Here is a 26,132-nt window from a genome sequence, read left to right on the forward strand (position 1 = left end):
GCAAATTAACCAGGCTTTTCGGAGAAGATTTTGGGTTTGACCAGCGCAGTCATGAAGAAACAGAGTTTCTCGCCCGCGCGTGTAAGTTGTGTAAGTTTTATTTTGCTAGTAGTTAGTTATGGCTGATGTTAGTTGTTAATTGTTAGTTGTATTTATACTAACTGCTAATCACTAACTATTCACTACTCACTATTTACCAAAATACAGAGAATTTGTCGATCGCACTTCTGGTCAAGGTCGATCGCCGATTTGACCTATTGCTGGCGGCATCCGGGCCACATTCTGACCCGAAAAATTGCTGATACAGGCGATCGCATTTATTAGTGTCAGAAAGAAATAAGAACTCGAAGCTTCAACACCGAATGTCTTCTACTTTCTGCCTGTGCGATCGCCCATAAAAGCAGAGCCCGGTCAGCTCAGCTAGTGTCACCTCCCCCCACTGTGCTTGATGCCAGTGAAATCCAACAGGAAGGCTGTTTCCCTCTGAGTTCTGAACGGCTCACGGGCGAAGAAAGCAACACGCTATCACTCGTCTGCGATTTCCCAAAAAAGTGATCCGCGAGCCATTCCCGTGCTCCCGCGCTGCTGTGTTTGCTGTTAATGTTGATTCGATCCATGAGCGCTTGCGGTTCTAATTAACAGAAGACCCGACACCTGACGCACTCTCGGAGATCATAGCTGTTCCTGGGCTTCTCAAATGCTTCGCTGAGGCCTTCCCAGAAAAAATGTATTTCTGTAGCAGGTCTTACCGAGGGCAATTCTGCTACAGCCAACCAATGACTAGCCTAAGTCTTCCCCGAAGGCGACGACAATATTATTCTACTAATAGTTGCCGACCACCGCAGGCCATACTCGGTGCGCGGGACTGGCTACTTCACCTATACTGGTAAGTTGCATAAGTTGCTGAAATTAGCGGCCCCATAATTAAAGATAGTCGTTCTTTGACTAACTGGGCAATCTTTGCTGCAATTTAGGCCATCTAATTTGATAATACTGCGGAGTTTGCAATCGAGCAGTAGTGAGTGTTACAGACTCCAAAAGCGCTGCGGATTTAGGGTATCAAAATTAAGGGCGCCGATCGAGCTTCCAGCAAAAAGCCCAGCTCGCCAATCAAAATTAAACTTTTAACAAATCGCTTTTTTTAAACTTTCCAGGACAAAACAAAAGCCGGCTTTCACAGAAAAAGCCGACTTTTGAGATAATTTTACCGACATGGCGCTCAAGGCCTACGGCTTCGACAATCCAAGTGCGCCAGTGCGTCCATCCCTACGGGAAGTAGAAACAATAGCCAAACCAAACCTCAACTATCTAAACCCGACGGTGGCCCGTAACGCCCTGATTGGGGTCGTAAATATCAGCCGTAGTATCAACGCCCGGAGTGCCGGGAGCGCCGTAATCTGCGCGAGCGGTATCCACGCTGGGGTAGTCGTAGGTGTTCCAATGCTGAACGCCTCCGCGGCTCATAATTGCTTCAGCCTTAGCGACTTCTGCTTCGCTACCATCAAGCAGCACCAAGTAATCTCCTCTCGCGACTCGATCGTTATAAGCTCTGGCTTCCTCTTCGGGAATTCCCAAACCGACTAAAGCTCCGATCAAGCTGCCGGCAGCCGCACCCAAAGCAGTACCCGCGAGTGTAGTGGCGATCGTCGTAGCCGCAGCTCCAGCCAGCATAATCGGCCCGATACCCGGAATTGCCAGCGCGCCCAGGCCTACCAACAAGCCAGTCAAACCGCCCAGCGTGCCGCCTGTGAGCGCGCCCTTGGTCGCCCCTTCATCGGCTTTGTTGTCCGCGCTTTCCTGCACGTCAATCCCCGCGATATCCGCTTTAGAGTCGGCATCCTTCGCGATGACCGAAACCCGATCCATGTCGAAACCCGCAGTTCTCAGTTCTGCCAGCGCGTGTTCCGTCTCGCGGCGGGTAGAAAACACGCCCACAGCGCGCTTGTGGCGATCCATAGATCTGCGGCCAGTGTCTGCCGGCACATCATAAATGCCCCAATCCTGAATGCCCCGCACGCTCATAATTCCTTCGGCGGTAGCAAGTTCGGCATCCGTTCCTTCGACGAATACCAAATATTCTCCGCGCGAGATGCGATCGCTATAAATTTTAGCTTTGGCTTCGGGAACACCCAAACCGACCAAACCGCCCACCAAACCGCCCGCTGCTGCCCCAATCGCGCCTCCGACAACAGTGTCAGCCAGCAGAGTGGCGATCGCGCCCCCCGCCATCACCGGGCCAACTCCCGGAATCGCCAGCGCCCCAATGCTGCCCAGCAAGCCAATCAAACCGCCCGTCACTACTCCCGCCGTCGCGCCAGCTTTCGCGCCACCGCCCACTTTCTCGTCGGTACTCTTAGCAGTTGTAGCGCCCGCAATTTCGCTGCCATTGAGACTTTCCCCAACTACCGAAACTTTATTCATCGGAAAGCCAGCACTTTGCAGTTCCATCAAGGCTAGTTCCGTATCGCGGTAATTAGAAAACGATCCTACAGCTCGCTTGTATTGACCTAAAGACATTTTTTTTCTCCTTCAAAATAAACTACTTTTACACAGCTACAGAATTTATGCTCTGCTTGCTGCCATCAATCACATTTACTCATTTTTTCCCAACATTTTTCATCGGTCGCTGGGAATAAATTCAGTCTCTATCTTCAGGCTAATTTTCCACTCATTATCAGAAATTAGTCGGAAATTGGTAATGGGAATTTCAGGTATTAGTCGAGTTTTGAGTTGGGAGTTTTGATTGCATGAATCTTAAACTCTTCAACTTAAACCCCCGCTACCCGGAAGAGTCACGTAGGCGTTGCGATCAGCTTTATAGCCAATTTTAACAAGCCTAACTTTCCTTCTTCCTTCTTCCTTCTTCCTTCTTCCTTCTTCCTTCAAATTTATCACTTGCTAGGCGATGCGGGTGCTGCGGGAGCGACAACAGCCGTAACATTCACCGTTTTTACACCCTTAATCTCTTTAGCTAGGGGTTCAATTTTAGCTAAATCAGTTTGACTGGGAACTGTGCCACCTACGGTAACAGCCCCGTCTTTGGCGTCAACAGTTAGCTGACCTTTAGTGATGTTCACTTCCAACTTAGAACGAACTTCACTTTTGAGGTCACCATCGGCTCTCATTGCATCGCCGCCCGTCACGTTGTTGCGCTGTTCTCTGGCCCTAATATCAGAATTTGCTTGGTTTTGGCGAATCTGGCTAGTGGCGTCGCCCTGAGTTTTTTGAATATTCTCGGCTGGGGGCGGGCTCTTGACATTTTCTGTGGTAGAATTAGGAGCATCAGCGCTAGTTTTAGCGTCGCCAGTGCAAGCAGCAGCTCCAAATAATAGGAGACCGCTGATGAGAATAGGTGTTAATTTGTTCATGATATATTAGTACCCTCCGGGTAAGCTTTCGATGAGCCAGACTTCGTGGAAGTAAATTAAGCCACACAAAAATTTATGTGGTGCTTTCTACGATCTAAAAAGCGTTATATCAAATATATAAAATTGAGGAAGCTGCTACATCGCTCCACAGGTGTAACTTTTACCTCTATCGTTAGATAGAGTACAAAAAACAAATAAGGCCTTATGCGATTTGCGATTGGGCATGATCTACTGAATATGGGTTTGAATCTGACCTACAGTTGTATTCTTTTTGGAAAGTGGTATTAGATTAAATTTAACTTAATTATTCTGGGACGGACTATTCATCATAAATCAGGTTGATTCCGATATTTTTAGTTGCCAAAGCTAATATTTTCAGAGACACCAAGTTCAAAAATGTATAGCCTTTCTCAGAAAGATCAGGTACGCTTCCAGAATAGGGCAAACCGGGCATGGGGCATAGGGCATGAGGCTCTCCTCACTTTTTTGAGAACCGCTATAAGTTGTATTAATAGATCAGCTCGCCACTCAAAACTATTTTTTCCTAATGACTAATGACTAATGACTAATGACTGATGACTAATGACTGATGACTGATGACTGATGACTGACATCCCTTGCCGAACTTCCTGCTTCAATACAAACGAAAAGAGTCGAGAAATTTTTGAGCATTTTCTGGTTCTGGGGTAGTAGTAAGCAGCCCGTAAATGCGGGTTTCCACCAAAAAAACTTGACCTACACCTACAGGTTGTTTGGGGGAAAGTGGCTGAAACTCAAACTCTTTTCCCGGATAGCCACCCAGCGAAATATCCCGTACTTGCAGCAATTTAGCATTCGCAGCCACGACAAAAAAATCCACGGCATTATTTAAAGTAATTTTGATATTATTGTTGCTGATCCGAAAATCTAGGTCAAAGTATTGAAGTAAATAAGTTTCTTGGTTTTTTAAGATCGATCTGTATGTATGAGTGGTAATTTGAGTTGAAAAAGTTTCAGTATTAATTTTGGGAGTTCCCGGCATATCGATCGCAAATTGACCCATCGCCGAGCAAAACGGGTGCCACTCCGGCTGAGGAAGTGCCGTCCGCAGCGGGGCAACTTCAGCTTTTGCCGGACTGGTAAACTTGAGGGCCGAGACGAGTAATGTAGCAGTAACTAGGATGATATACAGAAATTTCATTTCGGTAAAAATTATATTTGTCCGATCGATCTGCGCTAGCCTAGAAATATATCCGCAAACGAGGGATTTATGCTGAATACTATATTTACTCAACGGCAACGCAACTCGATGGGGCAAGCTAAAACCAGTAAAACCAATAAAACTAATATACTCGCTGCTGTAAATACTTGGCTAGCTATGTGTCTGCTGGCTGCTGTCACAGCTTGCGCAAACAGCCCCAACAGTAAAGCCCTCGAAGAATCCATAGCCGCCGATCCCAAATTACAACAAAATCCAGCGGTTTTATCTTCCCCGTCACCAGCGACAGCAGTTGAAACCAGCACAACCGCCAGACTCCCGGACGATTTCCCGACAGAAATTCCACTCTATCCTAATGCTCAGTTGGTCGAAGTTGGTGCGCCAACCGATGCTTCGCCAAAAAATGTGCGGCTGCGTTGGGAAAGCACAGATCCGGTTAATTCGGTTCAAAACTTTTATCAGACAGAGTTTGGACGGCGCAATTGGCAAATAGTCAGCCGCCCAACCACCGAAGGACAAGGTTCTTTGGTAGCAACCAGAGATAAATTGCGGGTAACAGTGTCGCTTTCTCCGACTCAAAAAGTAGGGGGTTCTACAGAATTTGCGATCGACTATAGCAAAGACAGCCCAGAAATTGCAGCCAGTCCCCAACCTGACAATTCCGAGTCTACCGCATCTCCAACCGCTTCACCAACTCCATCGAATTCAGAGGGAACTACTCCCACGCCATCTCCTTCGCCCAAATCAGCAAAAGTTAGCCAGCTAGACACCAAAATTCCTCAACAGTTGCAGCAGTATGTGGCAGATTTGGCTCAGTTGGAAGTGCTGAAAGTGCGATTAAAAAGCGGTGCTAATTTAGAAACTGACAACACTTTACCCGAACCCAACAAAATTGTCACCCGCCGCGAATACGCCCGCTGGTTAGTAGCAGCAAACAATCAGATTTATACCAGCCGTCAAGCCAAACAAATTAGATTAGCAGTAGAATCTAGCGAACCGGCATTTTCCGACATACCCAAAACAGACCCAGATTTTTCAGCAATTCAAGGTTTAGCAGAAGCCGGTTTAATTCCGAGTTCGCTTTCTGGAGAAACGAAAGATCTGAAATTTCGTCCCGATGCACCTTTAACCCGCGAAACAATGATTCTCTGGAAAGTACCATTAGATACTCGTCAACTTTTACCCACAGCAAACATTGAGGGAGTGAAAGAAAAATGGGGTTTTCAAGATGCTTCTAAGATTGATTCCCAGTCGTCGCGGGCAGTTTTAGCTGATTTTAACAATGGAGACTTGGCGAATATTCGTCGCGTTTTTGGTTTTACAACTCTGTTTCAGCCCAAGAAATCCGTGACTCGCGCCGAAGCTGCTGCTAGTTTGTGGTATTTTGGCATTCAAGATCAGGGATTGTCGGCTGAAGATGCTCTCCAAGCCAAATCTCAACCAGCCCAGTAAAGTTGTTTGGGGCGGTAAACAGCATCGGAACTATTTATTTGTAGGGTGCGTGAGAACTAGAAATCATTAAATCCACACGCATGAGACTATTTACACTCACGCACCTGATCAAGAATTGAATAATACCGATGCTACCGGAAACGATATTACCCAGAAACCTAGTTCGACGCACGAAAACTCGCCGTAACAGCCGAGGGATAGTAGTAGAAAAGTCCCGTTTCTTAAATTTCTCTGCGCGAGTCAGCGTCAAAAATCCTTTCAAACACCATACACCAGCCTCTGTGTCCGCCAAGGCGCTCCTAAGCGATAGATTTTTTCTATTACCTAGTCTTAATTTCTGTATTATTCCGCACAATCGCTGCATTTTCCTGACCAATTTTGTACATATTTTAACCAACACTTTTCAAAACTCTCAGTATGATTCCGGATGGGGTAACGGACTTAAGGATAAATGAAAAAGAGTGTTTGAGTCTGGGAGAGCGTTTTTCAATGTACGATATTAGCCTATTTACCCCGCAAGACATCGCGAAATGCAGTTTAGTCCTGCGCCAGTTCGGTAGAAATTCTGCTAGTATGGAAGCCAGCAGCGAGAAAATTGTCAAGTATATTTACCAACATTTTTGCGATTCACAAACAGGAGAAAATAGCTGTGTTTTGGTGCGTTTGTTCAAGACTCATCCCTACGGGGAATTAGAAGACTCATTGCAACAATCCGCCCGCCGCTTAATGAACGGCAAATCCCCAGCAGCCGACATGAAATGCTGGACTTTGTTAGCAGCAGCAGGCGCAGACCCGCACTGGAATTCTCGGCACACAGCAGCAGAAAATATAGCTATTCCATTAGTTAGTACCGAATTAGTAGATAAAATGCCTGCGATTTCAGAAACAATCAAACAGTTCGGTTTAGACATTCCTACAGTGATCGGAATTGAGCCAGAAAGATTCCGGCAATTAGAACCCGCAGTATTAAATATTTTTCACGTATCCGAGGCAAAAGGCAGCCCTTTTATTCCCGAACAAGATTCCTTAATTATTCCCTACGGAGTCAAGTCTGTCTTGGCATTTGGGGGACTGCTAGAGTCGGGAAGTTTGTTTATTGTAGTCATTTTTATCAAAGTAAAAATTCCTGCAAGCACAGCCCAACTGTTTAAACATTTGGCACTTAGTGTCAAAACAGCCCTGTCTCTTTTCGACGAAAAAGATATTTTCACTTGTTCAAAAACATCGGAAAACATTGTACAATCTCACAATGTTTATGAAAATCAATTACTTGAACATCAGGTTGCTAACCTGATTCAATTGCTAGATTTTTCTGAACAGGAAATGCTCAAGCAAGCAGCTCGTTTTCAACAAATAATTGATAAGTTGCAGCGCGAAATTGCCGATCGCAAAAACAAGGAACAAGCTTTGCCACAAAGTCAAGAACCATCCACAGGTATCCTCAATATTCCCGAAGATACTATTGCGCACGTCGAGAAAAATCAAGGAATTCACCATTTCAATCAAGGTGAAGAACAGATTTAACCCAACTCCTGTTAAAATTGGTTCGTAGTGAGGACATCAGTCATTCTAAAACTTGGAGGACTGAAGTCCTCACTACAAACCTTCTTCCTTATTCTTTCTTCTTGCTTCTTCCTTCTTCCTTCTTCCTTATTCTTCCTTCTTGCTTCTTCCTTCTTGCTTCTTCCTTCTGCTATATTATTGAGGGTTGTGGGTTCGGGATGCTAAGATTAAGCCGTACCATTTATCTATTGGTATTTGTTTTCTGACCTCAAATCCTAAATTTTCAATAATTTGTCGGGTTTCGGCGTGAGTGTGACCAGACCACAAGTGATATTCTAAAGACAGGTTTTGCACGAGTTGCCAAGAATCTCGGTCTTCCAATAACAGCCATTCTGCACCTTCGCAGTCTACTTTGGCTAAATCGACGCTGCCGCCCATTCGCTCGATCGCCCTTTTCAACGATACCATCGGTATGTCGCCGTTTTCGCTGACAGTCGATCGCGTTTTTCCCGATACTTCCCGAATATCCAGCACTACTTTACCATCTCGGTCTCCTAAAGCTTCCATAAAATACGTAAAATTTGCGATTTCAGATTGATGTTTGAGGTAAATTTCTAAGTTGGGATTAGCTTCGTAGGCGTGAATCACCGCCTGGGGAAACCTATTCCTCGCCGCAATCGGAAATAACCCGACATTCGCTCCAACATCAATAATTGTCCTCAGCGATTGAGATAATTGTTCGACTCCGTAGCAGTCGTCTAAAAGCACTTCTATAAATTCTCCGTCCATACCTTTCTCTGAAGGCACGTTGACTTGATGACGCTTTCCTTGGACAAGCAAATTATCGGGTAATTGAAAGCTAGCAACTCTGTTAAATTCTATGCCTAACTTTTTTGCTCTAATTTTGCGCTGCATCAGTTGCTGAAGTTTATGGAAAAACATAGAAAGAAATTAATATTTTTTCAAGTTTATGATAACAATATTTCGGACTATATTTGACCTAGGGACGAAAAACCTGGTTTCTACGAATTTTAGGTTTGGTGACGAGAAGAATCGCAAGAAACCCGGTTTATGAGGTCAGCGCGCAAAGGTATCGGAAACCCAGTTTCTTTGGTGGCGAAGGTGTGTCAATGTTTAAACATCCCTCTGCGGTCTCTGTTGTTAATAAAAAAAAATCGGGTTCACTTCAGAAAATAGGATTGCTAGACAGAATAAATCTGCTTTAAAATATGTCAAAATACGCTCGAAAAGACGAGAATCAAAAATGTTAGAGTTCGATCGCCTATTCCAAACAATCGAAGAGTTAGTCATGCTACACTCACCCAGCGGTGCGGAGTCGGAAATTAACCAGCGGTTGATGGAAAAATTCGCAGCCCTGGGAGTGAATGCTTGGATCGATCGCGCGGATAATGCGATCGCCCTAATTAAAGGCCGCAATCCCGAAAAGTCGATCGCCATTACCGCCCACAAAGACGAAATTGGCGCCCTAGTTAAAACCATAGGCGATCGTGGCCGCGTTGAAGTTCGCAGGTTGGGCGGCGCCTTTCCTTGGGTTTATGGCGAAGGTGTTGTCGATTTGTTGGGAGACAAGCAAACAATTAGCGGCATTCTCAGCTTCGGGAGTCGCCACGTTTCTCACGAATCTCCTCAAAAAGCTCAGCAGGAAGATGCTGCTGTCAAGTGGGAAAATGCCTGGATTGAAACCAAGTGTACCGCCGAGGAATTGGCCGAGGCCGGAATTCGATCGGGCACGCGGATGGTGGTGGGAAAGCACCGCAAGCGCCCGCTGCGGTTGAAAGATTGGATCGCAAGCTACACCCTGGACAACAAGGCTTCAGTGGCGATTTTGCTGGCTCTGGCGGAATGTTTGACAGAGCCTGCGGTGAATGTTTATTTGGTGGCTTCGGCGAAGGAGGAGGTTGGGGCGATCGGAGCTTTGTATTTCACGCAGCGCCAGCCTTTGGAGGCGCTGATTGCTTTGGAAATTTGCCCTCTGGCTGCGGAATACCCGATCGACGACGGCGAAAACCCGGTTTTGCTGGTTCAGGACGGCTACGGAGTCTACGATGAAGGATTGAACGCCCAATTGCGCGCCGCAGCCACAGCAGCCAGCAAACAGGTGCAGTTGGCTGTGATTAGCGGTTTTGGGAGCGATGCTTCGATCGCCATGAAGTTCGGCCATGTAGCCCGCGCCGCTTGTTTGGCTTTCCCCACGCAGAACACCCACGGCTTTGAGATTGCTCACTTGGGGGCGATCGGCAACTGCGCCGCCATCCTCAAAGCCTACTGTGAGCAGCTTTCGGATGACTAGAAAAAAAACTTTCGCAAAGTAGTTGACAAATTCAGAAAGATTAGTTAAGGTAATAAAGGTGCGGAACACAAGCAAACGCAACGCAAAACGCGCCCCCATCGTCTAGAGGCCTAGGACACATCCCTTTCACGGATGCGACGGGGATTCGAATTCCCCTGGGGGTATTGAAAAATACAATTTTGATATCAAAATGATATCTAGCAACTGGTAAAGGCAACAAGCCCAACCCACACGCTAGGTATCATTTTTGTTTTGGCGATCGGCTTCAAGCTCCTCCCATGTTGGATAATTAATGAATTCTGTTGAAACTTTTTCTTAAACTTCGGATATTTACCCGTACCTTTGAAAAAGCGATCGCACTTTCTAATTCTTTTTATGCTTGGAGACTTGTGACTTGCGTTCGGGCGATCGCCTAACGTGCGGTATAATTATTCACAGTTACAACCAATATCGTAAGGATTGTTTTAACTGCTTTGGAGTAGCTGGGCATAAACATCATCCTCGGTATTATCCCAAATTTCATCTAGGGATACTCGGCTTGTCTGAAGCCAAAATTCAGATTCATCATCAGGCAGGAATGTTACCAGAATCCTTGCACCTTCGGGAATTTTGGCTGCTTCCAACAATTCAATTTTGCCTTGGCGAACGATCGCCCAAAGTGTCTTTATCATAGGGTAAGTCCAAAATCCTTCGGGTCGTATCTCAGTATATCGGATTGGTTGAGGACTTGCCCAATCATGACTGATAGTTCGATCGGGCGATCGTCCTCAGTGCGATTCCCTACGGGATAGCTTAGCCGCGCGTGTTTTGTGTTGGTTGGGAATTGACGAAAAGGCGATCGCACTTCAACAGCCTTTTTGCAGGCAATAAGACAACGTGGGGAAGAAGTGAGGAGAGAAGTGCTTAATCCCCAGAAACCTCAGCCGCCGCCGCGAATCTATCCGCCACAGCTCTGCCAATTAGCGCCACTTGACCCAGAGGCAAAAACTGGATTTTTTCGACAATATCGTTGATTTCTGGAGCTTCTGAAACTGCCTTGCCATCCAACAATCTCAGAAATTCTTCCAGCGTATAACCCGATCTCGCAGCGAGCTTAGCCAAGTTGTCCGTATCGGGAACCGTATCGCCTCTTTCCCAAAGCTGAACAGCAGTAGCGGAAACGCCCAAAAGCTTACCAAACGCTCGCTGACTCATTGTTCCGCGCGCTTTTCTGATAATTTCACTAAGTTTTTGTCTATTTTCGATATTCACGGCTCAAAGGTTACTCAACCGTCTCTACCAGTCTACTTGCCAACTGATACATCAACTATATTTTCCAGACGACTCAGCCGCAGCCGCGAGTCTATCCATCACCGCTCTACCAACCACGGCTAACTCACTGATAGGTATACATTGAATTTTTTTCAGCAGATCGTTAGTATCTACGGGCTCACGCATGGGCTTGCCTTCCAGATGAGCAAGCAACTCTTCAAGTGTAAACCCTGCCCTCACGGCAATCTGAGCCAAATTTTCTGTATCTGGGATACTCTGACCTTTTTCCCACAACTGAACCGCAGTCGCAGATACCCCAAGAAGCTTGCCAAATCCACGCTGACTCATAGAACCGCGAGCTAGTTTGACAATCTCGATTAATTTTTTCTTAGCTTCTGCGTTCACAACTGCCGTCACCAGATAAACAGAACTCCCAGTTTACCGCCCAATTGACTTGGACTCCAGCCCTAATTCCCAGAAACCTCAGCAGCAGCAGCCAACCGCTCCACACCGGCTCGAACAACCACGGCTAACTCACTAATCGGCATACATTGAATTTTCTTAAGCAGGTCGTTGGTATTGACAGGTTCCGGCATTGGCTTGCCTTCGAGATGGGCCATCAATTCTTCCATTGTAAAGCCCGCTCTTGCTGCAATCTGAGTCAAATTTTTCGTATCCGGGAGTACCTGTCCCTTCTCCCAATACTGAACAGCAGACCCAGAGACTCCCAATAGCCTACCAAAAGCGCTAAAACTCATGGAGCCACGGGCTAGCTTCACAACCTCAACCAGTTTTTTCCTAGCTTCTGCGTCCACAGTATTAGTCACCAGATCAACACAACTCCTAGTTTACTTATCTACCAAAAAAATTGTCTTTCTTGCTTGACAGCAAAAATTTTACCTGTTAATCTGTAAATAGATTTGTGATAATAATTCTATTTGTATAAATTCAGGGGAAGCAAAAATGACCAAAAGACGCAGCCAAAACACCCACAACTCACGTCGCAACCGTCAAAGCCTCACCGCCTCCGGTTGGCTCAAACCCCAGTGCTGGCAAATTTCCAAAACGGAAGCCGCCGAAGCCCTGAAAATGCCCGTCAACCGCATAGTCAAAGTCTACCCCAAACAACATCAAGTAATAGTCGTTTATCTGAACAAGAAAGGGCAAAAATGCAGTTCCTTTTTCAGCTACAGACTATTTGCCAGATGGGAGAAAGAGACGATCGCAGCGATCGCCAGTTGTAGAAACCAGCAAACCCTAGCGCCCCTAGAAATCATTGTACAATACGACCTCGAACATTTCAAATATCCCGTCCAGAGCGCCGACGCAATTTGGGACACCCTACTCAACCACATCCGCCAAGTCATCACAGAACAAAGGCTCAGCCTAGCTTGCGCCTAGTCCCCCATTAACCCCCACCTATGTTGATCATGGTTAATGCTTGGGAAAATCAATTCCTGAAATAGATATTCCTTGCATCTTCTGTACATATCGTCCTTGAGCCGCTACACACTCTGCCATTTTTTGAGCCTGTATAGGCTGACTCCTGGGATCTGGTGAGGTGCCTCTATACTCCCATACACCACCACGACCACTATTTATTACTTTTCCATTTTTTTCTAAGATTAACTCTTCTCCGGTAGCATCAATATAGAATTTCCCCTTTTGAAAAGACACGCTGCTAATTGTGATATCTTCCACTCCCTTGTAAGGATTTGCAGGGCCCTTGACAATCTTAATACAGATTCTATTGTTTTTATGTGCAATTTCTCTTCGGGAATTATTGAACATGGTTCCTTGAGAGTAGTAAGTTCCTGTGGGCAGAATTGTAGAACCTTGTTGATTACTTTGAGCAGATGACAAGGATGAAATTGATAAAAGAATAGAACTAGCAATTAGTGTTTCGAGTACCCTAAATTTCATTTTCTATTAAACTCCATTAAAATTAATTTTTTCAGATTCAACATGGTCATAAATTATTTTTAAACTCCTCTAGGGTGACATTTGCTTGGCCAAGAATATTAGCTAATGTCCCAGAAGCTAATTCATCATGGAGTGGCACATTACAACTATCTATTTGCTGTACAACCCGAACCCGTTTGAGAACAACGTGACTGCCACCCCCCCTATCTTGCCTGATGAATCCCAAACGTTCTAAAGACCCGATAGCTCTTCTGCCTGAAATTCTTGGCAATTGATTCCAAGGTATACCTGAATGGGAATTTTGCGACAGATTTTGAAGCTGAACGTTTAGATGTTCAATAGTATTTTCTAATGTTTGAGTGTTCTCTTGGGCTGCACTGAGTTGCCTTTTTAACTGCCTCTTTCGATCTTCTAAGAACTGAGTTCTGCTTTTAGATGTATCTAATTCGCTGTTTAACTGGACTTTTTCGCTGTTTAGCTGGACTTTTTCTTTTTCTAACCTATCAATTTCTTCCACATAATAATTTTCCCCATCTCTTGACTGTTCCTTACTCCGATCTAATTCTGCCCTAGCTCCTTCTAGTGCGGCGGTGAGTTCATTAATATTAGGTATTTCTTCTAACTGTTGCTCTAGCTGACGAGATTGCTGTTGTCTTAAATCTAGATCGCGCTTCAAATCAACTATTTTCTGATTGAGTTCTTCACTCTGCTGCTTTGCTTTAGATTCTCGCTGAGACGTTTTTTGCAACTTTTGCCGTAGTAATTGCAATTCTTTTGAAGTTTGAGCAGCTTTTTGCTGTTGCTGTTCTTTAAAAGCCAGTTCGCTTTCATAAGATGCAATTTGATTTTCCAGTTCTCTCTTATTTTGCTCCTGTTCTTGCCGGTAAGATTCCAGTTCAGCAAGACCTCTATCTCGCTGGTCAATTAATTCGATAGTTTGCTGGTTTTTTTCTTCTAATTGCAGCTTAATTTCCTGCTTTACTTCAGATTCTCGCTGAGACGTTTCTTGCAACTTTTGCCGTAGTAATTGCAAGTATTCTAAAGTTTGAGCAGTTTCTTGCTGTTGTTGTTCTTTAAAAGCCAGTTCGCTTTCATAATATGCAATTTGATTTTCCAGTTCTCTCTTATTTTGCTCCTGTTTTTGCCGATCAGATTCCAGTTCAGCAAGACCTCTCTCTCGCTGCTTAATTAATTCGATAGTTTGCTGGTTTTTATCTTCTAATTGCCGCTTAATCTGTTGAATTTCCCGTTGCAATTGTTCCTGTTGTTGCTGTGCAAGACGCTGCTCATTCCGTTTGGCAGATAAAACCACCTCAATAATTATCCACGCGCTCAAACCACTAACGAAAAATAAAGCAACTGTCGATGTGTAAAGACTCCGGGAACCTGTTACTTTAAATGGATCTTTAATCCAATTATTAGAATCTTCAATAAATGTCGGCGGTACTCCCCGGACATAGTACACACGACCGATTATTTCTCCTGAGTTAACTCTACCAGTAGGGATGGGTTTAATATCACGAGGTTTAGCATATTGCCGCTCTGCTTGCAGCGGAGGTGGACTTTGTAGTAAGTCGTATGGATGATTTGATAAAGTTGCTAATTAAATTTCCTTTGTCCACCTAAAAGAAGATTTGGATTGATAAAGAATTTGCTCGGATAGGCAATCTTTGGCAGCCATTTTGCAATCAGTAACAATCAGTCCAAATAATCCATAGTTACTGTCTAAAGTTCGTTGTAATTCTTCTATATTTCCTTGCAATAAGGTATAGAATAGTTTTCCTGGCAAAGTATGAGATAACATATTGAAATCAACTGTTTGCACAGCAAAAATTGTGCCATGCCAATATTTTTTATAATGTTCCCAGTTTTTTAAAGTCGCCAGACCCAAAGAAAATGTCGCGATCAGGGTAAATCGACCCAAACTCTTAATCAGCGTAGTCGGGTTGATCCGGGGAAGTTTTTGCTTCATAATGTGCTTCATAAGGTAAACAGCCAAATGAATCTGAGAAAGGCTATATCTAATATAACTTCAGCTACAGATTATTTGCCCGTTGGCAACAAGAGGCGATCGCAGCGATAAAAACCCGCCGAAACCAGCAAACCTTACAAGCACTAGAAGAAGTTGTACAATACGACCTCGAACATTTCAACTATCTGATCGCGTAGTCATAGCCAGCCGTAGGCATCGCCAACCAAATTTTGGACACCCTACTCCACCACATCCGCCGAGCCATCACAGAACAAAGGCACACCCCAAGATGTGCCTTCCATCGCTCCATCAATTAATAGAAGCAGCCAACTCAGCCAAACGATCCTGCTGATCCTGAGAAATGCAAGTCTGAATAATCTCCTCAATATCCCCTTCCAAAACACTATTGAGCGAGAAATTCTCCCCCAAACGGTGGTCAGTAGCCCGATTATCCTTATAGTTGTAAGTGCGAATCTTCTCCGATCGCGAACCAGTACCAACCTGAGCCAAACGCCGCGACTTCACCTCATCCTGCTGCTCCCGCAACTTAATGTCATAGAGCTTCGCGCGCAAAATCTGCATCGCCCGCTCCTTATTCTGCAACTGACTGCGCTCCTCAGTACAGAAAATCCGAATACCCGTCGGCTTGTGAAACAAATCCGCAGCAGTTTCCACCTTGTTCACATTTTGGCCGCCAGCACCGCCCGATCGAGCCGTACTCATCTCAATATCCTTCGGATCGATATGAATCTCCACATCATCAACTTCCGGCATCACAGCCACCGTCGCCGTCGAAGTATGAATCCGACCACTAGCCTCAGTCATCGGCACTCGCTGCACCCGGTGCACCCCAGCCTCAAACTTCAGCTTGCTATAAACGCTATCGCCCGTAATTTCCAGAATCACCTCTTTAAAGCCGCCCATGTCCGCCAGTGACTCGCTCACCAACTTCACCTGCCAGCCTTCAGTTTGAGCGTAGCGCGAATACAACCGCAGCAAATCACCCGCCCAAATACTAGCCTCATCTCCGCCAGTACCCGCCCGAATTTCCAGCATAATATTCTTGTCATCGTTCGGATCGCGCGGTAGCAGCAACACCTTCAAACGACTTTCCAAATTCTCCAGCTTCGACTCAAGTTCCTCAACTTCCATCCCGGCCATAAGCTGCATTTCTCGATCGCCCGCAGCTTCCTTGAGCACCTGTCGCGCGCCCACCAAATCTTCCTGAGTCGTTTTCCACAGATCAAAAGTATCTACCACTTCCTCCAAGGACGATCGAGCTTTTGCCACCCGTTGAAACTCATAATTGTCCCTAGCCACATCCGGGTCAGCCATGCGGCGAGTCAACTCATGAAAAGTTTGCTCCACCGACTTCAATTTATCCAGCAAATAAGATTCAGCCATTGTCAAATGTCCTCCGTCAGTTGTCAATCGATTTTAGATTTTAGATTTTAGATTTTAGACTTTAGATTTGAATAGCAGTTGGAGTAGAATCGCGATCGAACTCAACTGCCGCATTGCAACTCTTCAATCTAAAATCTAAAACCCGAGGGTGGCAAGTTGTCGTCAGCAAAAACTACTTTCAACAAACTGCGGACAATTGACAATCCGGCTACTTCTTCTTTTTGCCTTTAGCAGCATCTGATTTGGTTTCTTCCATTTTCAGAGGCCCAGAGGAAGCATCTGCCTGCGGCATTTCTACATCTGTCATGCCATATTTCCGCATAAAGCGTTCCACACGACCTTCAGTATCAATAATCTTCTGAGTGCCAGTATAAAAAGGATGATTCCCCGACCAAACATCAACTTGAAGCTTTGGTCTAGTCGAACCAACCGTCATCACGTGTTCCCCGTTGCAAAAAACCTGAGATTCGGGATACCACTCAGGGTGAATGCCAGCTTTCGCCATTTTTTTTACTCTCTAATTTTTGACTTTACAACCATTTTAGCTTTGACATCCTCTCCGGGCTAAAGCCACAGAGATTCCTCACCACGCCACAACCTACGAACAGGATGCGGTCGCTGAATGGGGTTGACGCTTCATCAAGCACAGCCTCCAAAGAGGTCTTACACGCTCTCAACGTCCATTTTGAGTCTCGAACTGCCCGCCCGCGACTAATGAAACACCATGCAATTAACTGTTTTTTTGCTTTCAGGCTGCAACGCATTGCCCTTCGGCTTCCCGGTCTTCAGAAGTCCACTCTCTACTTCGGTCTTGCAACGTACTGGAGCCTTCACTGTCCGGTGGGGGTTATGGATTAGTCCCACCCACATCGTATCAGAAAGCCGTGCTAGAAGCACGGGGCTTGAGTCCCATTTATTTGGTCATCGGACTTGCGTACTAACAACACCAGGAATTTTGTTGCCTTATATCTTTCGGAATCAGCAATCAGAAAGAGAATTGAAAAAAAAAGGAAGATAAAATCTGGATAATTTTGCCTTCTTCCTTCTTCCTTTTTCGGTTCCTGAGTGTAGTCGAACGGCTTTCTTCCTTCGATTACCGTTTCGAGTATTGAGGAGCTTTCCGAGCTTTCCGCAAACCGTACTTTTTGCGTTCTTTAGCCCGTGGGTCACGAGTCAAATAGCCTTCAGTCTTCAGAGGCTTCCGGTTGTCCGGGTCTAATTGACAAAGCGCTCTAGCGACACCCAAGCGAATCGAGTCAGCCTGACCTGTCAGCCCGCCGCCTTCGACTTTGACCAAAATATCATACTCATTTTCCAGACCCAAAGTTTCCAGAGGAGCCTTAGCAAGAGCCAAATAAGTAGGGTTGAATTGCAGGTACAAATCCCCCTCTTTACCATTGACAGTCAGTATGCCAGTGCCGGGAACCAAACGTACCCGCGCTACGGAACACTTGCGGCGACCGGTACCCCAGTACACAGCGCGGCCGGATGTATCTGTTGCTTGCATTAGTCATTTCCTCCCGGAATCGTGTGAATAATTAACTCTTCTGGTTGTTGAGCTTGGTGCGGGTGGTTAGGGCCAGCGTACACCTTCAGCTTCGTAAACAGTTGTCTGCCCAGAGAAGTGTGAGGCAGCATTCCTCGGATAGCTTCTTCAACAATTCTTTCGGGCAAACGTGCTTGCAATTTTGCAAAAGTTTCTGTTTTCATACCGCCCGGTCTACCAGAGTGGCGGCGGTAGATTTTCTGGGTACGTTTTTTCCCAGTAACAGCAATTTTGTCAGCATTGATGACAATTACGAAGTCGCCGGTATCCATTGAAGGAGTGTAAGTGGGTTTGTGTTTCCCCCGGAGGTGCGTGGCAACTTCAGTTGCCAGACGGCCCAGCCGCTGATCGGCGGCATCGACCACGTACCACTTGTGCTCTAGGGAGTCTTTAGTAGGGACGTAAGTTTTGTTCATTGGTAATTGTTAGTTGTTAGTTGGCAGTTGGCAGTTGGCAGTGGTCAGTTGTTAGTTGTTAGGTGGCAATTGTCAGTTGTTATCAATTGTTAGTTGTTATCAATTGTTAGTTGTCAGTTGGCAATTGTCAGTAATTAGTTTTTTATTTTTCGTAGTTACCCACTGACCACTGACCACTGACCACTGACTACTGACCACTGACTACTGACTACTGACTAATGACTAATTTTGGCTGAGTGTCGTACCAAACATCTGGGGGAAAGGGAAATTCTGAATAGCCAACCCGCAGCAGGCATAAACCTTGAGCGGGAGCGGCGTATTTTACCATTTCTCGGCGTTCGTTGACCCAGATATCTGTGAAATTGTCGATCGGTCTTTCCCCCCGACCCACCTGCACCAGCAACCCCACCAGCAGCCGCATCATCCCGTACAGAAACCCGCTCGCCTGAACCTCAATATAGATAAGAGGCCCAGAACGGTGACACTCTGCTGCTTGTACGTCCACCCAAGAATGGGGGCGGGCAGACCCCGCGCGGTGGAAAGCCGCCAAGTGATGCCGCCCGATTAGCGGTGTCAAAGCGGCCTGAATCAAAGATTCGTCCACAGGCGCGTGGTAGCAGTGCCAAGCATAAGGACGCACAAACAAATTAGGAATCGGGTCTGTATAAAGGGTGTAGCGATAGCGCCGCCAACTGGCTGAGAACCGAGCGTGCCAGGTAGGTTCCACCTTTGCCGAAGCTCGAATTAAAATATCTTTTGCCAGTCGAGAGTTGAGAACGCTTGCCCAGCGGTGAGCCGGAATTGGGCCATCAGCATCAAAATGGGCTACTTGAGCAGCGGCGTGAACTCCCGCATCAGTTCTCCCGGCGGCGTACAGCGTTACCGGCCGTTCCAGCACATTCGATATTGTTGTTTCAATTTCTTCTTGTACTGTACGCTGGTTCGGCTGTCGCTGCCAACCGTGAAAGTCAGTGCCGAGGTATTGGATCACCAGAGCAACGCGCTGCATCGATCGGGGATTTTCGATTGGGGATTTTGGATTGTTAGTCATGAATCAAAAATCTCCAACCCAAAATTGCATTAAACCAGTTCAACGATCGCCATTTCGGAATTGTCTCCTTGACGGGGGACAGTTCGCACTACACGGGTATAGCCCCCATTGCGCGAGCCGTACCGTTCTTGGGCAGCCTCAAACAAGGCGTGCACCAACTGTTTGTCATAGATATAGCCCATAGCTTGCCGACGAGCGGCCAAGGAGCCATCTTTGGCCAAAGTAATCATCCTGTCCGCCTCTGAGCGCAGCGCTTTAGCGCGGGCAAGAGTAGTAGTGATTTTACCGTGGCGGATTAATTCGGTAGTCAGCGAACGCAGTAGGGCGCGGCGCTGGTCAGCCGGTTTGCTAAGTTGAGGAACGCGACAGCGGTGGCGCATAGCAGTTAGTAATTGGTAATTGGTAATTGGGCGTAGGGATAGTCCGCGAGTTTTGAGCCGTGAATTCTTGAACCCAAGAACTCACCCACTTAAAATTCCGAACAGCTTTACCCGTTACCCGTTGATTAACTTTTAGCTGATTTTTCCTGAGGCAAAGTTATGCCCAAGCGTTTTTGTAAAGCTTCAATCACTTCCTCTGCGGATTTCTGCCCGAAGTTCTTAATCTCGAGCAAGTCTTCTTGGGTATAATCCAATAAGTCTGCAACTGAATTAATCTGAGCCCGCTTGAGACAGTTGTAAGCCCGGACAGACAACTGTAATTCCTCGATCGGGATTTGGCTCGTAGGATCGGCCTCACCTGGGTACTCTGGTTTCAGAGAATCTTGGGTGATATCTTTGAGAGGAGCAAACAAATCTACCAAGATATGGGCAGACTGACTCAGAGCTTCTTGAGGAGTCACACTGCCATCAGTCCAGATTTCCATCACCAATCGATCTTTCTCGACAGTGCCGCCCAGCCGAGCATCTTCAACACTGTAGTTAACCTTGCGAATCGGCATAAAGATAGCGTCAATTTGGAGAAAATCCAAAGCCGACCCATCATCGCGAGTGCGGTCTACCGCTCGGTATCCGATGCCTTTTTCAATTCTGAATTCCATTTCCAGAACAGAACCCGGAGAGAGAGTCGCAATATACTGCGATTTATCGATCAATTCCACCTCAGAGGGCAAATCGAATCGATCGGCAGTAACTGTGACTGGCCCCTCAATCCGCAACCTGCCGATTTGCGGCTGCTGAGAATGAGTTTTGAGAACAACCTCCTTCATGTTCAGGAGAATTTCCAGAACATCCTCACGTACCCCTTCGATCGTGGCAAACTCGTGATTGACACCCGCGATACGCACTGAAGTTACTGCCGTTCCTTCCAGATTTGACATCAGGACTCGCCGAAGCGCGTTCCCGACAGTTGTTCCTTGACCGCGATCGAGCGGTTCCAGGACAAATTTACCGTACTGACTCCGGTCTTTGTCAGTATTAGACTCTATACATTCAATCTGAAACTGCGCCACAGAGTGACCTCCCTTTTCCACTTTGGATTTTTGATTTTGGATTTTAGATTGCAGAGCATACCCCTGAACGGATTTCGGATTTTGGATGGACGGGGCAACAGTTAGAAGCATTATTTTTTCACTTTAAGCAGTTAGCCATTATCCAAAATCTAAAATCTAAAATCTCAAATCGTTTTAGACTCTACGCCGCTTGGGAGGGCGACAGCCGTTGTGAGGAATTGGGGTAACATCTCTAATCAGGGTAATTTCTAGTCCCGCCCCTTGCAGCGCCCGAATTGCAGTTTCTCGACCTGCTCCGGGCCCGCTCACCATTACTTCTATTTGACGCATTCCCTGGTCATTGGCTCTGCGGGCTGCACTTTCTGCTGCTGTTTGAGCTGCAAAGGGAGTACCTTTTTTAGCTCCTTTAAAACCGCTGGAACCTGCTGATGCCCAGGATATTACTTCGCCGTTAAGGTCGGTAATAGTTACGATCGTATTGTTAAAGGTAGACTGGATGTAGCCTACCCCATTCGGTACGTTACGTTTTTGCTTTTTTGCACCAGATTTCTTGCCTGTCTGTTGTCGTGGCGGCATATTAGTCTCTTTATCGTTTTCATTGAATTAGTCTCCCCAAAGGCGAGGAAACAGTCGGCAGGAACATAAATTTCCTGCAAACTGCTGTTATTTCTTGGACGGTGCTTTTTTCTTGCCCGCCACTGTACGGCGGACGCCTCGACGGGTTCTGGCGTTGGTACGGGTTCGTTGACCCCGCACCGGCAGACCCAAACGGTGACGGCGACCGCGGTAAGTCCCGATATCCATCAGGCGCTTGATGTTCATTGACTCCCAGCGCCGGAGGTCTCCTTCGATTTGGTAGGTGCTTTCTACGTGAGCCCGTAGAATGGTCACGTCGGCCTCTGTTAAATCCTTGACGCGAGTGTCAGGATTGACGCCTGTTGCAGCGATAATTTTTTGGGCCCGCGACAGGCCTATTCCGTAAATGTATGTCAGACCTATTTCGACGCGCTTATCGCGTGGAAGGTCTACCCCGGCAATCCGTGCCACACTTTTTGTCTCCCTAGTTTTCCTGTTTGGCTACAATGTTGAATTAGGCAGCACCTGTGTGCAGATCCCAATCTTCCTGTTTTCTAACCTTGGCGCTGTTTGTGTTTCGGGTTAGTGCATATCACCATCACTCGACCGCGACGGCGGATGACGCGACATTTTTCACAAATTTTTTTGACAGATGCTCGAACTTTCATCTTTCTTCCTGCCTGGAGAACCCCGCTCTACCGGAGAGCAGGCACGCTGGCCCGTAGAGCGGTGGGAGGAGAGGCTGGGCAAGGTGTAGACCTCTCCTCGATTAAATTGTATAAAGTGCGGGTTGTTTTATGAAGGAGCTCGCTTGCACCCACTCCCATTGCTGGGTAAAGTTCGCCTGCACAAAAATGTGGACGAGCGATACTTAAACGGCGTAGCAATGACTTAACCCGGTACGCCGCTGGGTTGTTGACGGCCTTCTCGGCAACACTACAAACGTAGCATTATAGCATAAATTTGAAGCTTTTTACCAAATTCTCTCTAATTAAACTTAGAATTAGTTTTTAGAAAGTTTTATCTAAGCCTATTTTTTCCGAAGGCGATAAGTAATCCTGCCTTTGGTCAAGTCGTAGGGAGTTAATTCAACTTTGACGCGATCGCCAGGCAGAATTTTGATGTAGTTGCGGCGGATCTTACCGGAAATGTGAGCTAGAACGTTAAACCCATTATCTAGGTCAACGCGAAACATCGCATTCGGCAGTGATTCCGTCACTGTCCCTTCCATTTCAATTAAATCTTGCTTAGACAATTTGGTATTTACCTCAACTCTACATTTGATTAACTAGGAGTGTCCCGGCGTTTGCTTCAAAACCTATTTACAAAGCAGGAGTCGAAGGGGCACGGGGCAATAATTCGGGTAACTCGATCGACTGCTTGACTTAATTAACCGATCGCTTCAGCTTTACTGGAGTAAAGTTGTGGCAAGTAGTATCGAGTTCAATCCTGTTTCTAGCAACCCTCACCAAACCCTATAGCACAAAAAGCTCCTAGTTAACACATCTTAGCAAAAGCTTGTAAGTAACAAGCCCTATTGAGAGGGTTCAAGAGTCGCCAGAGAGAGCTTGTTGCAGTTCTGCGGTGACTACTTCCATATCGCGATCGCCATCAACCGCAACCAACTGTTCGCGGGCGCGGTAAAAAGCAATTAAAGGCTCAGTTTGCTCGCGATAAACTTGCAACCGACGGCGGATCGTCTCCTCATTGTCATCCTGGCGCCCCCGCGACAGCAGGCGAGCCACCAAAATGTCGTCAGGTACGTCCAAATTGACAGCTCTGAGAGCGCAGTCCTTACCAGACGTTCCCCCAGCACCGCTAACATCACAGAGTAGTTTGTCAAAAAACGCTGCTTGTGGCACAGTGCGGGGAAATCCGTCTAGAATCCAGCCAGAACTAGCATCTGGTTGATTCATGCGTTCTTGTACGATATCCATCAATAACTGGTCGGGAACCAAATCACCAGCATCCATGTAGGCTTGGGCTTTTAAACCCAAGGGAGTTTTCGCTACCACGCAGGCGCGGAGGATGTCACCCGTAGAAATGTGGGGTATTTTCCAGAGAGCTGCTAAAACCTGAGCCTGAGTTCCCTTTCCTGCCCCTGGAGGCCCCATAAAAATCAGTTGCATTGCGATTACTTCACCATTCCTTCATATCGCTGGGAGATGACGTAAGTTTGAATTTGCTTAGCCGTTTCGATCGCCACACCCACTAGAATTAGTAGGGAAGTTGCACCAAACCCTCTAAAAGTTTGGACGCCGATCGCACTTTCTACAGCCGTTGGTACAATGGCCACCAGACCGAGAAAAATCGCTCCCAAGAAAGTCAAACGGTTCAAAACCTTCTCCACATAATCGCTGGTTTTCTGACCAGGACGAATTCCAGGGATGCTGGCGCCCATTTTCTTCAAGTTCTGAGACATATCTACGGGGTTGACAATCAACGAAGCGTAAAAATAGCTGAAGAACAGAATCAAAGTCAGATAAAACAGCGCGTAAGCCCAAGGCGCCGGGCCGTTCGGACTCAACACATTAGCAACTTGAACCAAAAACGGCTGATTGAGAGACTGAGCGAGGAAAGAAGGCACAATCAACACCGAAGATGCAAAAATAATCGGCATCACTCCGCCTTGATTTAAGCGCAGGGGTAGATAACTGCGACTCTCCCGATAAACCTTGCGACCGACTTGGCGACGGGCAGAAATAATCGGAATGCGACGAGTACCTTCCTGAACAAAAACAATCCCGACAATCGTCACCAAAAAGACCAGCAGCAGAACCACTACACGGCCGACAACTTGCGTGTCGCCACTTTGAGCCAACTCAAACGTTTGTCCCAAAGAACGCGGCAAAACCGACACAATGTTGATAAATATCAACAGCGAGGCTCCGTTCCCAATACCTCGTTCCGTCACCACTTCCGATATCCACATCACAAACATCGAGCCGGCTGTGAGAGCCAAAGCTGTTTGTGGGATGAAAAAAGGTCCCGGAGATTGAGCAAAAGGACTGACCCAAATCGCAATGCCAACGCTTTGCAGAATAGCCCAGCCCAAAGAAACGTAGCGAGTAATTTGAGAAATCTTGCGTCGCCCTGCTTCTCCATCATTTTTCTGCATATCTTCTAAACTGGGCAGAGCCGCAGTTAGAAGTTGCACGATAATTGAAGCATTAATGTAGGGCAAAATCCCCAGCGCGAAAATCCCCAAAGCTGATAGCCCACCTCCTGAAAACAAGTCCAAAAAGCCAATTAAAGGGCTGTTTTGGACGTTTTGGGCAAAGGCGGCGCGATCGATGCCGGGGACTGGCAAGTGGACACCCAGGCGCACTAAAATCAATAAGCCAATGGTGACGAGGATGCGGCCCCGCAGACCAGCTGCTTGAGCCATCTGCATGAATGTCTCTTGTGCAGTTGGCGCTTTTTCTCTACTAACGTCCATAGTTACGATTTTGGATTTTAGATTTGGGATTTTCGACTAAATGATTTTCTGATAGCCAGCTTGAGGATTTGAGATTTGGACATCTTCTCAAACCTCAAATCTTCATGCAATTAATTCGCAACTTCCGCCGGCGGCTTCAATTTTGGTGCGAGCACCTGCGGTAAAAGCCTTGGCGCGCACTTGCAAGGCCACATTCAATTCGCCATCTCCTAATATTTTCAGCGGCCCATCGTCTGTCGTGACAATTTTTGCTTGAATCAAAGAGGTGAGAGTAACTTCTGTGTTTGCTGGCAAGGATGCTAATTTACTTACATTAATGATAGTGTACTCTTTGCGGTTCACTAAAGGGAAGCTTTTCAGCTTGGGCAGGCGACGATAAAGAGGATTTTGACCACCTTCAAAACCGGGTCTAGTGCCACTACCGGCTCTAGCTTTTTGACCGCGCATCCCTTTACCGGAGCTCGCGCCTTGACCGGCAGAAATACCTCTGCCTAAGCGTCGGGGGCGCTTTTGGGAGCCTGCTTTGGGTCGGGCGTCTTGCAATCTCATAGTTTTAGTAATTGGTAATTGGTAATTGGTATTTAGAGAGCGGGTGCGCAGTAGTTTTGAGTGCGTGAGTTTTGAGTTGCGGATTTTTGATTCTCAACGCCAGCACTTAACACTCAAAACTTACGGTTTCCCATGCTCTATGCCCTAACCGTAGAGGTTTTCTACTGGAATTCCGCGTTCTTGAGCAACTTCGGACAAGGTGCGGAGGGTTGAGAGAGCGTTGACTGCTGCTCTGGCGTTGTTTAAGGGATTTCCGGAACCTAGCTGTTTGGCTAAGATGTTGCGGACTCCTGCTAGTTCGAGAACAGTTCGCACTGCTCCCCCTGCAATTACGCCGGTTCCGGGTGCTGCCGGACGCATCATTACTTTGGCTCCGCCACCTGCACCGTTGATCGGGTGAGGGATGGAGTTAGCTTTGGTGAGGGGGACTTCAATTAGGTGCTTTTTGCCGTCAGCAACGCCTTTTTTAACGGCACCGATTACGTCGCTAGCTTTGCCGACTCCCACTCCAACTTGACCGCGTTCGTTGCCGATGATGACTATGGCGCGGAAGCTGAGTTTTTTACCACCTTTGACTACTTTGGTAACGCGACGAATCTGAACAACTCGTTCTTGCCATTCGGATTCTTTTTCGCGCCCTTTGTTGTTACTGCTGCTTTTTTTCTTGTTGCGCTGTTCTTTTTGTTCTGCCATAGTTTTGTGTTGTGGGAATTGAAGATTGCT

At 46.6% G+C, this 26,132-nt stretch carries 32 protein-coding genes and 1 tRNA gene; 5 read left to right on the plus strand and 28 right to left on the minus strand.

All coding sequences use genetic code 11. The features are described from left to right. Positions 1-1,308: 1,308 nt before the first annotated feature. The 4 genes from K4039_RS00370 to K4039_RS00385 form a co-directional block, all read right to left on the minus strand. Positions 1,309-2,517 (minus strand): general stress protein, encoded by a 1,209-nt coding sequence (locus K4039_RS00370; RefSeq protein WP_265233129.1) that lies wholly within the window; start codon positions 2,515-2,517, stop codon positions 1,309-1,311. Positions 2,518-2,763: 246 nt separating this feature from the next. Then, positions 2,764-2,895, minus strand: a complete 132-nt coding sequence (locus K4039_RS00375) for a hypothetical protein (RefSeq protein ID WP_265233130.1) — start codon at positions 2,893-2,895, stop codon at positions 2,764-2,766. After that, positions 2,892-3,368 (minus strand): BON domain-containing protein, encoded by a 477-nt coding sequence (locus tag K4039_RS00380; protein WP_265233131.1) that lies wholly within the window; start codon positions 3,366-3,368, stop codon positions 2,892-2,894. The genes K4039_RS00375 and K4039_RS00380 overlap by 4 nt, the downstream gene beginning before the upstream one ends. A gap of 634 nt (positions 3,369-4,002) precedes the next feature. Beyond that, a complete protein-coding gene (locus K4039_RS00385) occupies positions 4,003-4,548 on the minus strand; it encodes a hypothetical protein (RefSeq protein WP_265233132.1) in 546 nt (181 codons plus the stop codon). Between the two features lie 69 nt (positions 4,549-4,617). Here K4039_RS00385 and K4039_RS00390 point away from each other — a divergent pair, with 69 nt between their 5' ends. Then, positions 4,618-6,018, plus strand: a complete 1,401-nt coding sequence (locus K4039_RS00390) for an S-layer homology domain-containing protein (protein ID WP_265233133.1) — start codon at positions 4,618-4,620, stop codon at positions 6,016-6,018. A gap of 489 nt (positions 6,019-6,507) precedes the next feature. Then, positions 6,508-7,542: a histidine kinase gene (locus K4039_RS00395; protein ID WP_265233134.1), complete on the plus strand. Its 1,035-nt coding sequence runs from the start codon at positions 6,508-6,510 to the stop codon at positions 7,540-7,542. A gap of 174 nt (positions 7,543-7,716) precedes the next feature. Here the strand turns inward: K4039_RS00395 and K4039_RS00400 are convergent, their stop codons facing one another. Then, positions 7,717-8,463, minus strand: coding sequence for an FkbM family methyltransferase (locus K4039_RS00400; RefSeq protein ID WP_265233135.1), 747 nt, complete (start codon positions 8,461-8,463; stop codon positions 7,717-7,719). 322 nt (positions 8,464-8,785) lie between these two features. Between K4039_RS00400 and K4039_RS00405 the strand changes: the two genes are divergently transcribed. Further along, positions 8,786-9,832, plus strand: a complete 1,047-nt coding sequence (locus tag K4039_RS00405) for a M42 family metallopeptidase (RefSeq protein ID WP_265233136.1) — start codon at positions 8,786-8,788, stop codon at positions 9,830-9,832. A 91-nt stretch (positions 9,833-9,923) separates the two neighbouring features. Then, a tRNA-Glu gene (locus K4039_RS00410) sits at positions 9,924-9,996 on the plus strand. A 300-nt stretch (positions 9,997-10,296) separates the two neighbouring features. Here K4039_RS00410 and K4039_RS00415 read toward each other — a convergent pair. The 5 genes from K4039_RS00415 to K4039_RS00435 all read right to left on the minus strand — a co-directional run bounded on the left by K4039_RS00415 (position 10,297) and on the right by K4039_RS00435 (position 11,910). After that, positions 10,297-10,503 carry a hypothetical protein gene (locus tag K4039_RS00415; RefSeq protein WP_265233137.1) on the minus strand — a complete coding sequence of 69 codons (207 nt, stop codon included), beginning with the start codon at positions 10,501-10,503 and terminating at the stop codon, positions 10,297-10,299. Beyond that, positions 10,500-10,676: a hypothetical protein gene (locus tag K4039_RS00420; RefSeq protein WP_265233138.1), complete on the minus strand. Its 177-nt coding sequence runs from the start codon at positions 10,674-10,676 to the stop codon at positions 10,500-10,502. Before K4039_RS00420 ends, K4039_RS00415 begins: the two co-directional genes overlap by 4 nt. A 59-nt stretch (positions 10,677-10,735) precedes the next feature. After that, a complete protein-coding gene (locus K4039_RS00425) occupies positions 10,736-11,083 on the minus strand; it encodes a helix-turn-helix domain-containing protein (RefSeq protein ID WP_265233139.1) in 348 nt (115 codons plus the stop codon). A gap of 51 nt (positions 11,084-11,134) precedes the next feature. Further along, positions 11,135-11,488: a helix-turn-helix domain-containing protein gene (locus K4039_RS00430; protein ID WP_265233140.1), complete on the minus strand. Its 354-nt coding sequence runs from the start codon at positions 11,486-11,488 to the stop codon at positions 11,135-11,137. A 62-nt stretch (positions 11,489-11,550) separates the two neighbouring features. Continuing rightward, on the minus strand, positions 11,551-11,910 hold the full coding sequence (locus K4039_RS00435) for a helix-turn-helix domain-containing protein (protein ID WP_265233141.1): 360 nt from the start codon (positions 11,908-11,910) through the stop codon (positions 11,551-11,553). Positions 11,911-12,046: 136 nt separating this feature from the next. Between K4039_RS00435 and K4039_RS00440 the strand changes: the two genes are divergently transcribed. Then, positions 12,047-12,484: a hypothetical protein gene (locus K4039_RS00440; protein ID WP_265233142.1), complete on the plus strand. Its 438-nt coding sequence runs from the start codon at positions 12,047-12,049 to the stop codon at positions 12,482-12,484. 33 nt (positions 12,485-12,517) lie between these two features. Here the strand turns inward: K4039_RS00440 and K4039_RS00445 are convergent, their stop codons facing one another. The 18 genes from K4039_RS00445 to rpsE form a co-directional block, all read right to left on the minus strand. Continuing rightward, the gene (locus K4039_RS00445) at positions 12,518-13,006 is read right to left on the minus strand and encodes a hypothetical protein (RefSeq protein WP_265233143.1); all 489 of its coding nucleotides are present in this window, start codon (positions 13,004-13,006) and stop codon (positions 12,518-12,520) included. Positions 13,007-13,052: 46 nt separating this feature from the next. Further along, positions 13,053-14,471, minus strand: a complete 1,419-nt coding sequence (locus tag K4039_RS00450) for a type II toxin-antitoxin system HicA family toxin (protein ID WP_265233144.1) — start codon at positions 14,469-14,471, stop codon at positions 13,053-13,055. Between the two features lie 138 nt (positions 14,472-14,609). Then, a complete protein-coding gene (locus K4039_RS00455) occupies positions 14,610-14,978 on the minus strand; it encodes a hypothetical protein (RefSeq protein WP_265233145.1) in 369 nt (122 codons plus the stop codon). Between the two features lie 309 nt (positions 14,979-15,287). Next, positions 15,288-16,382: a peptide chain release factor 1 gene (gene prfA / locus K4039_RS00460; RefSeq protein ID WP_265233146.1), complete on the minus strand. Its 1,095-nt coding sequence runs from the start codon at positions 16,380-16,382 to the stop codon at positions 15,288-15,290. Positions 16,383-16,590: 208 nt separating this feature from the next. Next, entirely contained in the window at positions 16,591-16,887 is a 297-nt protein-coding gene (gene rpmE / locus K4039_RS00465) for a 50S ribosomal protein L31 (RefSeq protein ID WP_265233147.1), read from the minus strand. Positions 16,888-17,475: 588 nt separating this feature from the next. Continuing rightward, on the minus strand, positions 17,476-17,889 hold the full coding sequence (gene rpsI, locus K4039_RS00470; protein WP_194067224.1) for a 30S ribosomal protein S9: 414 nt from the start codon (positions 17,887-17,889) through the stop codon (positions 17,476-17,478). Then, the gene (gene rplM, locus K4039_RS00475) at positions 17,889-18,344 is read right to left on the minus strand and encodes a 50S ribosomal protein L13 (protein ID WP_265233148.1); all 456 of its coding nucleotides are present in this window, start codon (positions 18,342-18,344) and stop codon (positions 17,889-17,891) included. The genes rpsI and rplM overlap by 1 nt, the downstream gene beginning before the upstream one ends. Positions 18,345-18,552: 208 nt before the next feature. Then, positions 18,553-19,395: a tRNA pseudouridine(38-40) synthase TruA gene (gene truA / locus K4039_RS00480; protein ID WP_265233149.1), complete on the minus strand. Its 843-nt coding sequence runs from the start codon at positions 19,393-19,395 to the stop codon at positions 18,553-18,555. 29 nt (positions 19,396-19,424) lie between these two features. After that, entirely contained in the window at positions 19,425-19,775 is a 351-nt protein-coding gene (gene rplQ, locus K4039_RS00485) for a 50S ribosomal protein L17 (RefSeq protein ID WP_242719721.1), read from the minus strand. Positions 19,776-19,900: 125 nt separating this feature from the next. Beyond that, positions 19,901-20,845 carry a DNA-directed RNA polymerase subunit alpha gene (locus K4039_RS00490; RefSeq protein ID WP_265233276.1) on the minus strand — a complete coding sequence of 315 codons (945 nt, stop codon included), beginning with the start codon at positions 20,843-20,845 and terminating at the stop codon, positions 19,901-19,903. Positions 20,846-21,019: 174 nt separating this feature from the next. Beyond that, the gene (gene rpsK / locus K4039_RS00495) at positions 21,020-21,421 is read right to left on the minus strand and encodes a 30S ribosomal protein S11 (protein WP_265233150.1); all 402 of its coding nucleotides are present in this window, start codon (positions 21,419-21,421) and stop codon (positions 21,020-21,022) included. Between the two features lie 87 nt (positions 21,422-21,508). Beyond that, complete coding sequence (rpsM, locus tag K4039_RS00500) at positions 21,509-21,892, minus strand: 30S ribosomal protein S13 (protein ID WP_265233151.1); 384 nt, start codon at positions 21,890-21,892, stop codon at positions 21,509-21,511. A gap of 83 nt (positions 21,893-21,975) precedes the next feature. Continuing rightward, positions 21,976-22,089, minus strand: coding sequence for a 50S ribosomal protein L36 (rpmJ, locus tag K4039_RS00505; RefSeq protein ID WP_015178722.1), 114 nt, complete (start codon positions 22,087-22,089; stop codon positions 21,976-21,978). A 362-nt stretch (positions 22,090-22,451) separates the two neighbouring features. Continuing rightward, positions 22,452-22,676: a translation initiation factor IF-1 gene (gene infA / locus K4039_RS00510; RefSeq protein ID WP_006276978.1), complete on the minus strand. Its 225-nt coding sequence runs from the start codon at positions 22,674-22,676 to the stop codon at positions 22,452-22,454. A 292-nt stretch (positions 22,677-22,968) separates the two neighbouring features. Next, on the minus strand, positions 22,969-23,550 hold the full coding sequence (locus tag K4039_RS00515) for an adenylate kinase (RefSeq protein ID WP_265233155.1): 582 nt from the start codon (positions 23,548-23,550) through the stop codon (positions 22,969-22,971). A 5-nt stretch (positions 23,551-23,555) separates the two neighbouring features. Beyond that, a complete protein-coding gene (gene secY / locus K4039_RS00520) occupies positions 23,556-24,860 on the minus strand; it encodes a preprotein translocase subunit SecY (protein WP_265233156.1) in 1,305 nt (434 codons plus the stop codon). Positions 24,861-24,962: 102 nt separating this feature from the next. Continuing rightward, complete coding sequence (gene rplO / locus K4039_RS00525; protein ID WP_265233157.1) at positions 24,963-25,409, minus strand: 50S ribosomal protein L15; 447 nt, start codon at positions 25,407-25,409, stop codon at positions 24,963-24,965. 144 nt (positions 25,410-25,553) lie between these two features. Then, positions 25,554-26,102 (minus strand): 30S ribosomal protein S5, encoded by a 549-nt coding sequence (rpsE, locus tag K4039_RS00530; RefSeq protein ID WP_265233158.1) that lies wholly within the window; start codon positions 26,100-26,102, stop codon positions 25,554-25,556. Positions 26,103-26,132: the final 30 nt, after the last annotated feature.

The sequence above is a fragment of the Lyngbya sp. CCAP 1446/10 genome (assembly GCF_026130175.1).
Classification (GTDB): Bacteria; Cyanobacteriota; Cyanobacteriia; order Cyanobacteriales; family Microcoleaceae; genus Microcoleus.

Coding starts and splice junctions, on each gene's coding strand:
- K4039_RS00370 (WP_265233129.1), bottom strand. CDS start 2,517: ATGTCTTTAGGTCAATACAAGCGAGCTGTAGGATCGTTTTCTAATTAC.
- K4039_RS00380 (WP_265233131.1), bottom strand. CDS start 3,368: ATGAACAAATTAACACCTATTCTCATCAGCGGTCTCCTATTATTTGGA.
- K4039_RS00385 (WP_265233132.1), bottom strand. CDS start 4,548: ATGAAATTTCTGTATATCATCCTAGTTACTGCTACATTACTCGTCTCG.
- K4039_RS00390 (WP_265233133.1), top strand. CDS start 4,618: ATGCTGAATACTATATTTACTCAACGGCAACGCAACTCGATGGGGCAA.
- K4039_RS00395 (WP_265233134.1), top strand. CDS start 6,508: ATGTACGATATTAGCCTATTTACCCCGCAAGACATCGCGAAATGCAGT.
- K4039_RS00400 (WP_265233135.1), bottom strand. CDS start 8,463: ATGTTTTTCCATAAACTTCAGCAACTGATGCAGCGCAAAATTAGAGCA.
- K4039_RS00405 (WP_265233136.1), top strand. CDS start 8,786: ATGTTAGAGTTCGATCGCCTATTCCAAACAATCGAAGAGTTAGTCATG.
- K4039_RS00415 (WP_265233137.1), bottom strand. CDS start 10,503: ATGATAAAGACACTTTGGGCGATCGTTCGCCAAGGCAAAATTGAATTG.
- K4039_RS00440 (WP_265233142.1), top strand. CDS start 12,047: ATGACCAAAAGACGCAGCCAAAACACCCACAACTCACGTCGCAACCGT.
- K4039_RS00445 (WP_265233143.1), bottom strand. CDS start 13,006: ATGAAATTTAGGGTACTCGAAACACTAATTGCTAGTTCTATTCTTTTA.
- K4039_RS00455 (WP_265233145.1), bottom strand. CDS start 14,978: ATGAAGCAAAAACTTCCCCGGATCAACCCGACTACGCTGATTAAGAGT.
- prfA (WP_265233146.1), bottom strand. CDS start 16,382: ATGGCTGAATCTTATTTGCTGGATAAATTGAAGTCGGTGGAGCAAACT.
- rpmE (WP_265233147.1), bottom strand. CDS start 16,887: ATGGCGAAAGCTGGCATTCACCCTGAGTGGTATCCCGAATCTCAGGTT.
- rpsI (WP_194067224.1), bottom strand. CDS start 17,889: ATGCAAGCAACAGATACATCCGGCCGCGCTGTGTACTGGGGTACCGGT.
- rplM (WP_265233148.1), bottom strand. CDS start 18,344: ATGAACAAAACTTACGTCCCTACTAAAGACTCCCTAGAGCACAAGTGG.
- truA (WP_265233149.1), bottom strand. CDS start 19,395: ATGACTAACAATCCAAAATCCCCAATCGAAAATCCCCGATCGATGCAG.
- rplQ (WP_242719721.1), bottom strand. CDS start 19,775: ATGCGCCACCGCTGTCGCGTTCCTCAACTTAGCAAACCGGCTGACCAG.
- rpsK (WP_265233150.1), bottom strand. CDS start 21,421: ATGCCGCCACGACAACAGACAGGCAAGAAATCTGGTGCAAAAAAGCAA.
- rpmJ (WP_015178722.1), bottom strand. CDS start 22,089: ATGAAAGTTCGAGCATCTGTCAAAAAAATTTGTGAAAAATGTCGCGTC.
- K4039_RS00515 (WP_265233155.1), bottom strand. CDS start 23,550: ATGCAACTGATTTTTATGGGGCCTCCAGGGGCAGGAAAGGGAACTCAG.
- secY (WP_265233156.1), bottom strand. CDS start 24,860: ATGGACGTTAGTAGAGAAAAAGCGCCAACTGCACAAGAGACATTCATG.
- rplO (WP_265233157.1), bottom strand. CDS start 25,409: ATGAGATTGCAAGACGCCCGACCCAAAGCAGGCTCCCAAAAGCGCCCC.
- rpsE (WP_265233158.1), bottom strand. CDS start 26,102: ATGGCAGAACAAAAAGAACAGCGCAACAAGAAAAAAAGCAGCAGTAAC.